This is a genomic window from Lacihabitans soyangensis (assembly GCF_024343775.1).
GTDB lineage: Bacteria > Bacteroidota > Bacteroidia > Cytophagales > Spirosomataceae > Leadbetterella > Leadbetterella soyangensis.
The window spans coordinates 1-5,776 of sequence record NZ_RJUF01000065.1 but is presented as its reverse complement, the minus strand read 5'-3'; the positions used below and the strand labels follow the sequence as shown (position 1 = coordinate 5,776).

At 39.3% G+C, this 5,776-nt stretch carries 5 protein-coding genes and 1 pseudogene; 5 read left to right on the top strand and 1 reads right to left on the bottom strand.

The annotated features are described in order from the left end of the window. From EGI31_RS14125 to EGI31_RS14105, 5 genes and pseudogenes are all read left to right on the top strand, one after another. Window positions 1-355 (top strand): annotated as a pseudogene (locus EGI31_RS14125) (2-oxoglutarate dehydrogenase E1 component); the annotation flags it as partial. 2 nt (window positions 356-357) lie between these two features. Then, window positions 358-1,893 (top strand): 2-oxoglutarate dehydrogenase complex dihydrolipoyllysine-residue succinyltransferase, encoded by a 1,536-nt coding sequence (gene odhB / locus EGI31_RS14120; protein ID WP_255037868.1) that lies wholly within the window; start codon window positions 358-360, stop codon window positions 1,891-1,893. Window positions 1,894-2,295: 402 nt separating this feature from the next. Continuing rightward, window positions 2,296-3,696, top strand: coding sequence for a dihydrolipoyl dehydrogenase (gene lpdA / locus EGI31_RS14115; RefSeq protein WP_255037867.1), 1,401 nt, complete (start codon window positions 2,296-2,298; stop codon window positions 3,694-3,696). A 331-nt stretch (window positions 3,697-4,027) separates the two neighbouring features. Further along, on the top strand, window positions 4,028-4,468 hold the full coding sequence (locus tag EGI31_RS14110) for a DUF4844 domain-containing protein (RefSeq protein ID WP_255037866.1): 441 nt from the start codon (window positions 4,028-4,030) through the stop codon (window positions 4,466-4,468). 162 nt (window positions 4,469-4,630) lie between these two features. Further along, window positions 4,631-4,801 (top strand): hypothetical protein, encoded by a 171-nt coding sequence (locus tag EGI31_RS14105; protein WP_255037865.1) that lies wholly within the window; start codon window positions 4,631-4,633, stop codon window positions 4,799-4,801. On the opposite strand, the gene EGI31_RS14100 is transcribed toward EGI31_RS14105, so the two are convergent. After that, window positions 4,776-5,776, bottom strand: a 1,001-nt coding sequence (locus tag EGI31_RS14100) for an ISL3 family transposase (RefSeq protein ID WP_255035273.1), incomplete at its 5' end; no start/stop codon positions are given. The genes EGI31_RS14105 and EGI31_RS14100 overlap by 26 nt on opposite strands.

Genomic DNA, 5,776 nt, shown 5'->3' with positions numbered 1-5,776 from the left:
CCCTAAGAAAGTTAGAAAAGTGTTGTTGTGTAGTGGTAAAATATATTATGATCTTCACAAGAGAAGACTAGACGATAAGAGAGAGGATATTGCTATCATAAGAGTGGAGCAATTGTATCCTTTCCCGAAAACAAAAATTGAAAACGAACTGGCTAAATACAGTAAGGCAGAAAAGATTTGGGTTCAAGAAGAACCGTTAAATATGGGATATTGGTCATTCATAGTTCGGGAGTTCCCTGGCGGTATTGATGACGTGATTTCGAGAAAACTTAGTGCTTCACCGGCAACAGGTTATACCAAGAATCACAACGATATTCAAAGTAAAATTTTAGAAAAAGCATTCCAATTGAATTAATTATGGCTATTGACATGAAAGTACCTTCGGTAGGCGAATCAGTAACAGAGGTTACCATAGCTGCTTGGGTAAAAAAGGATGGGGATTTTGTAAAAATGGACGAAGTTATATGTGAGCTGGAGTCTGATAAAGCGACGTTTGAGTTGCCAGCTGAGGCTGACGGTATTCTTCGCATTATCGGAAAAGAAGGCGATACCCTCAAAATAGGTGCTGCTATTTGTTCTATTGAACCACAAGGTGCTGTGGCGGCGGCTCCGAAAGTTGAGACTGCTCCTGCCGAGGTTGCTGCCCCAGTGGCAGTTGCTACGCCTGTTAGCGAGGTAAAAACCGAAACTTTGGACATAAAAGTTCCTACTGTTGGTGAGTCTATCACTGAAGTAACCATCGCAAGCTGGGTGAAAAAATCAGGAGAAACAGTAGGCTTGGACGAAATTATATGTGAATTAGAGTCAGATAAGGCGACTTTTGAATTGCCTTCTCCATTTGCAGGTACACTCAACATCATTGCTGAAGAAGGTAGCGTAGTGGCCATCGGCGGTGTGTTGGCATCTGTAACGGTTGGAGGAGCTGTGGCTGCTCCAATTGCAGCTCCAGCAGTGGAAACACTAGCAGTAGCTCCAGCTGCAACTGGCGGAACTTATGCCGAAGGACATCCATCTCCGGCAGCTGCTAAAGTGATGGCTGAAAAAGGCCTAACTGCCGATCAGGTAAGTGGCTCAGGTGTGGGTGGCAGAATCACTAAAGAAGATGCTCAAAAGGCCTCTCCAGCACCAGTTGCTTCTGCTCCAGTGGCAACATCGGCACCAAAGGTGGCTGAGCTAGCTGTAGCCAAAGAAGAAAGAGGTTCGAGAAGAGAAAAAATGACTTCGCTTCGCAAGACTATTTCGAGAAGATTGGTAGCAGTGAAAAACGAAACTGCTATGTTGACCACTTTCAACGAAGTGGACATGAAGCCTATCATGGACCTAAGAAAACAATACAAGGACAAATTCAAAGATACACATGGTGTTGGTCTTGGTTTTATGTCGTTCTTTACCAAGGCTTGTTCTATTGCCTTGCAGGAATTCCCTGTTGTAAACGCATTTATAGACGGTGACGAAGTAGTTTACAATGATTTTACAGACATTTCTATAGCGGTTTCAGCTCCAAGAGGCTTGGTGGTGCCGGTAATCAGAAATGCCGAAAAAATGTCATTTGCTCAAATAGAAAGCGAAGTGGTGAGATTGGCCTTGAAAGCCAGAGACAATAAATTGACAGTAGACGAAATGACCGGCGGAACATTCACCATTACCAATGGTGGAATCTTCGGTTCAATGCTTTCTACGCCTATTATCAATGCTCCACAGTCGGCTATATTGGGTATGCACAATATCGTTGAGCGTCCAGTGGCCATCAACGGTTCGGTCGAAATCAGACCAATCATGTATGTGGCTCTTTCTTACGACCACCGTACGATAGATGGTAAAGATTCAGTAGGATTTTTGGTAAGAGTAAAACAACTGTTAGAAGATCCAATGAGAATGCTTCTTCAAGTGTAAAATAATGAATAGGCATCTTAGTGATGCCTTTTTTTTAATTTTACTTAGTTTTCGGACTTGGTTTAAAAATTTTACTATCAGTTATTTATAGTTAATTGAAACAATAGCGTATTGACTTTTAGTGATTGGCGAAATGAAATATAAATAGTATTTGTTCCTTATAATTTCTGTGCAGTCCGTTGTAAAATTTCGAACCTCCATTTTTTTTACATCTAGAATGCCAAAATCGAAATTTTTCAGAGGACTTTGCTCAGAAAATGTTTTTTTTGGTTCTTTTTTGAACGGGCGGCGAGCCGCAAAAAAAAAGAATGCCCGCCTGGCAAGGCACATAAAGTTCGTTTTTAGGTAAGGTATTAAACTGAAACTTCAGTAATTTTATTAAGATTTTAAAGATAGAAAGATATGCAATACGACGTAGTAGTAATCGGATCAGGCCCCGGTGGATATGTGGCCGCCATTAGATGTTCCCAGTTGGGGTTCAAAACTGCCATTATTGAAAAATACAATGCCATGGGCGGAACTTGCCTCAACGTAGGCTGTATTCCTTCCAAGGCACTTCTTGACTCCTCGGAGCATTATTACAATGCAGTTCACCATTTTGAAGAGCATGGTATCACCACAGGAAAAGTAAAAGCCGATCTTTCGAAAATGATTGAAAGAAAAGGTGGCGTAGTGAAGAAAATGAACGACGGCATCACGTATTTGATGAAAAAAAACAAGATTGATGTCAAAAATGGTTTTGGTTCTTTTGTAGACAAAAACACCATCAAAATTGCCAAAGAAGATGGTTCTGAGGAGCAAATCACGGGCAAAAACATCATCATTGCTACGGGGTCTAAGCCTACCATTTTGCCTTTCATGAATTATGACAAAACCCGTATCATTACTTCTACCGAAGCCTTGAAACTACAAGAACTACCGAAACATTTGGTGGTGATAGGTGCTGGCGTGATAGGAGCGGAGTTGGGTTCGGTGTATGCACGATTGGGCTCTAAAGTTACTTTTGTGGAGTTTGCAGACGGCATGATACCTACTATGGACAAAACCATGGGCAAAGAACTTCAAAAATCTATCAAGAAACTGGGTGCGGAATTCTATTTCAACACCAAAGTGAGTTTGATAGAAAACCTCGGTAAAGAAGTAAAAATAACCGCTGAGGACAAAGACGGTAAAAAAGTAGAGATATTGGGCGATTATTGCTTGGTAAGTATTGGCAGAAGGCCATATGTGGACAATCTTAACCTTGAGGCAGTAGGTGTAGCTACCGAAAGAGGAAAAGTATTGGTAAACGAGCATACACTACAAACCAACGTGCCGAATATTTATGCCATTGGCGACGTGGTAAGAGGTGCCATGTTGGCCCACAAAGCCGAAGAAGAAGGCGTTTTTGTGGCCGAAACTATAGCAGGACAAAAACCACACATCAACTACAACCTGATACCAGGTGTAGTATATACTTGGCCAGAAGTGGCTGCAGTGGGTAAAACCGAGGAAGAACTAAAAGCTGCCGGTGTTGCCTACAAATCAGGTTCTTTCCCATTCAAAGCATTGGGAAGAGCAACAGCCAGTGGCGATGTGGACGGTTTGGTAAAAGTATTGGCAGATAAAAACACAGACGAGATATTGGGCGTACACATCATAGGTGCCAGAGCGGCCGATATGATTGGTGAAGCCGTAACGGCCATGGAGTTCAGAGCTTCAGCCGAAGACATCTCCAGAATATCTCACGCCCACCCGACCTACCTAGAAGCCATGAAAGAAGCATGTCTGGCTGCCACAGAGAATAGGGCGATTCATTCGTAAAATTGCTTATTTTTAGATATTTAAGAAATCCAGCTTCGGCTGGATTTTTTGGTTTATAAACCTTCTTCAGGAAAAATCCGCTTAATGAAGATTTGGTAGACAGTTGAACCAAAACCAAATGTTTTGGATAGAAAGGAAATTAAATTATCTTTGAGAAACTTGAAACACAAAGGGAAATGAACAATATGCTTACTCAATTGTCTTTCTTTACATATCAGTCTCAGCATCAAATAATTATCAAAATATTCAATTTAAATGCTTTCGATATTTCCTCAACATAGAAAAGATTTTGCGTAAACATAATTATTATAGGGCATTTTAATAAACTATCGTGAAACAAAATTTAAACTTATTAATCGGACTGACTTTATTACTTTTCACAGCAAGTGGACAAGGACAAATAAAAACTCCTGAAAACGCAATTCCAAAATTTGAACAGTTCAAAAACAAAGAAAAGTTTATAAAAGACGATAAACTATTTTATACAGGAATAGGCGACCCGAAACTAAAACCTAACTTGACGGAAAAAATCAATCTTGCTGCAGATGACTTTAAAAGACTTTCAGAGAAAGGAAATGCGACAGACAAAGAATATCAAAACGCAATTAAAATCGGACTTGATAGATTTGCTGACCTCTATTTAAAACTCGACACGGGAGACCGAGAAAGGGTTTGTTACTATTTCGAAGAACTAATGGATATTGTTGGACTTGAAAGTTCTGGTGGACATTTGAATATCTTTATGTATGGATTTGACCCAACCAAAAAATAAGGAATGACTTCGATTACTAGGCAAATAAAGATTAACATTTGAGAGCCTTTATACTTGGTTGGAAAAACGATCGAATATTTTAAGAAGTTAGGTTTCGAAGTTCTAAAAAGCGACTGCGAAGGTAGAAAATTATGGTTTAAACGGGGTTCCATTTTAACAAATTTGGGGACATTTAACCCATTAAAATGGAAATCCGAAATCTATATTGAGATAATAGGTCAAGAAGTGACAGCAGAATTTAAGATAAATGCAGCTGGACAAATTCCAACTCAAAAAGAAGAGGTAATTTGGGATAACTTTATTGGCTCTATGCTGAATAGAGTGGGTACTTGAATTTGAGTTTAGCAGCAATGAAGTAAATCATACTGATAAAATTGTTTTTATTTCTGTATCCACGAGCCCTAGCTTTAGCCAATTGGATTTTACTATTAATACCTTCTAAAATTCCGTTTGAAATATGGTATTTAGAATAGTTTGTAATTCCTTTCCAATGTTTGATTACGGTGTCTGCAAATTTCTCAAATTGAGGTATCATTGCCTCTTTTACCATATCACACCAATAGGCTAAAAACCCTTGAGCTTCTTGAGGCGATTTAATAGACCAAAAGTCGTCAAATAGTATTTTTAAACGATAAGCCGCACCTAATCTGGGTAATGCCTCTAGTGACATATCTCTCTGTGTTTTTTGAGAAGCCGTCATGTTTTTGTCATTTTTGAGAAACAAATACTTTTGCCCTTTTAGCATTAGGTGATTCTTTAGTTCTTGTTTTCTTAAGTCGTCCATACTTTTATTCAAGAGTGCTTTGACATGATACCTATCAAATACTATTTGAGCATTTGAAAATTCTGACTCCACACCACTGATAAAAGAGGGTGATAAGTCTATACAAACTTGCTTGATATTCTGTCTCTGGGTACCTTTAGTTTCCAGATAATCAGCTATTTTCGTAATGGTGTCTGCTCCCTTGCCCTCAGTTGCATGTACTACCCTTGAAGTTTTCATATCCACCGCAACGGTTATATAATCATGCCCCTTTTTAGAACTTGTCTCGTCTATTCCCAATGTTGAAATATCACTATGATCTGCACCACAATAAGCAATTCCAAGCCAATAATTAAAGATATTCCAGATGCGATTGGGGTAAACTCCAATCACTTTGCCTACCTTGTTGACTGGCATTTCTTGCTCTATTAACAACATACTAAATGCCTCAAACAGAAGTGTAAAACCACTACCTTCCCGTGCCCACGGTACTGAGACTTGTTCAACCTTATTCTCAACAGTTTTTACACGTGGTATTTTACAAT